Annotated in this window: 1 protein-coding gene; it reads left to right on the forward strand. The window is 70.8% G+C overall.

Going from position 1 to position 1,918, the window contains the following annotated elements; all coding sequences use genetic code 11:
- The first annotated feature begins 881 nt into the window (after positions 1–881).
- Entirely contained in the window at positions 882–1,343 is a 462-nt protein-coding gene (locus tag ACZ5ID_RS36995) for a pyridoxamine 5'-phosphate oxidase family protein (protein WP_468907196.1), read from the forward strand.
- The last annotated feature ends 575 nt before the right edge of the window (positions 1,344–1,918 follow it).

Here is a 1,918-nt window from a genome sequence, read left to right on the forward strand (position 1 = left end):
TGCAGATGTCGCAATCCACACCGAGCCAGAAGGCCCTCACCTCGTTCAAGCACCCAGCACGCGTGTCACCAACGTCCCGGGACAACACACCTAGGGCGTGTTGCGAAAGTCCCGCCTGCCCCGCGACGCCCGGCACGCGCGCTCGCCGCGCTGTCGGGATCGCCCACGTACACCCGGTACGAGGGCGACCCTCCGCCTTGCGATCACACGCACCGGACGCCGCAGGGCCCGCCCTCCGGGCGGACGGCGCCACGTTCGCAACACGCCCCAGCCCCCACCGGGCCGCAAGGAGGCCCTGGAGTACCGCCAGCCGCCGGCGGTACTCCTTCTCGTCGATCAGCACCGCACAGGACCCCCACACGGCCGCGGGGACCGCGGCTGCTTATCCGATCCGTGAGGGCTGCTTCGAGGGCTCCGGCATCCACCTCTCCGTGAAAGGCGCACCCCGGGCGGCAGGCTGGGCGCGGGCAGGGCGCCGGACGCCGGTCACACCATACGCGGCGGCCGAAGGCCTGAATCCGAGTTCCGCCGCAGGTGCGACCCACCGTCCACCAACCCGTGGAACCCCGTGGGGGCGGGTTCGTGCCCGTTCCCGTTCTCGCGGGCAACGTCATGCCCAAGCCCATGGCGTGGTGCCAGAGTCGCTAGATCCTCCAAGAGGTTCTGCACCACCGCACAAGGGACACCCGGCCCTCCGGCAGGGACGTTCGACACCTACGCGCACGGCGCGGCCCGGGCGACACTGATGACAGGAGCGGCGCCGATCCCCCGCGGTTCCGCTCCCCACGCGACGCGGTGAGGCCGGATCGGCCCGCCCCCGGACGGACAGAGAACGACGAACAGAAAACAGCGAGTGACCCGACCCTCTACGGAAAACTGCCATGACTGGCTCTGACGGCCTGACAAACGGCTCGCAAGGACGCCAAAGCGTCCAGCTGGACAGCGACACGGCGCTGCGGCTCCTGGGCACCGTGTCACTGGGGCGGATCGTCTTCACCCGGCACGCACTGCCGACCGTCCGCCCGGTCAACCACGCCCTGGTTGAAGGCGACATCGTCATCCGCACCCACGGTGACGCGGCGCTGACCCACTACACACGGCCGACCGGAGAACAGGGCGCGGTCGTCGCCTACGAAGTCGACGACATCGACCCCGACACCCACCTCGGCTGGAGCGTGACCGTCACCGGCTATGCCCGGCTGGTCACCGATGCACAGGAGCTGGCCCGCTACCGGACGCTGCTGCGCCCGTGGGGGACACAGCACATGGACTACGCCGTCCGCATCCACCCCGACCTGATCACCGGAATCCGTCTCACGGCCGTTCCCAGCCCGTCGCGCTGAACGGCCTCAGCCGTGCGGGACCAAGGTCACCCGGCAATGCGCGCGGTGCAGCAGGCTACGCGGGACGGGGCCCTGGTACACCGGCCGGATCGAACGGCGGCGGGCACCGACCACGACCACGACGGCCTCCCTGCTCGCCGCCACCAGCACCTGTGCGGGGACGTACGGAATGCCGGTGTCCGCACCACGACATCGGGATGCCCATCGCTCAGGCGTGAAAGAACCTGGAGCGCTGCCGCCGCCTCCACCCGCCGCCCCAGGCGTTCTTTGCTCCCGCCGCGCACGAACACGGACGAGGCCTGGGGCGTTGGCGTGCCGACGGCTTGGAGCATGCAGCACGCACACCTCGCGGCGCGCTCGGCCTCCTGAAAGGCGCACTCCGCCACCTCCGAGCCCGTTCCCTCCGCCAGCCCCAGCACCATATCCCGCCCGTCACCGCACGGGTGGCCCCCACGGACGATCAGCAGCGGGCCCTACTCGGCCATCAGACGATGATCGCTTCGAAGGCCGCGCGCTGCGTGCTCGCGGCGGCCGGTCACCCGGTCGTCGACTTCTCCCTGCGGCGCACCCACGGC

Source organism: Streptomyces sp. NPDC031670 (assembly GCF_055580545.1).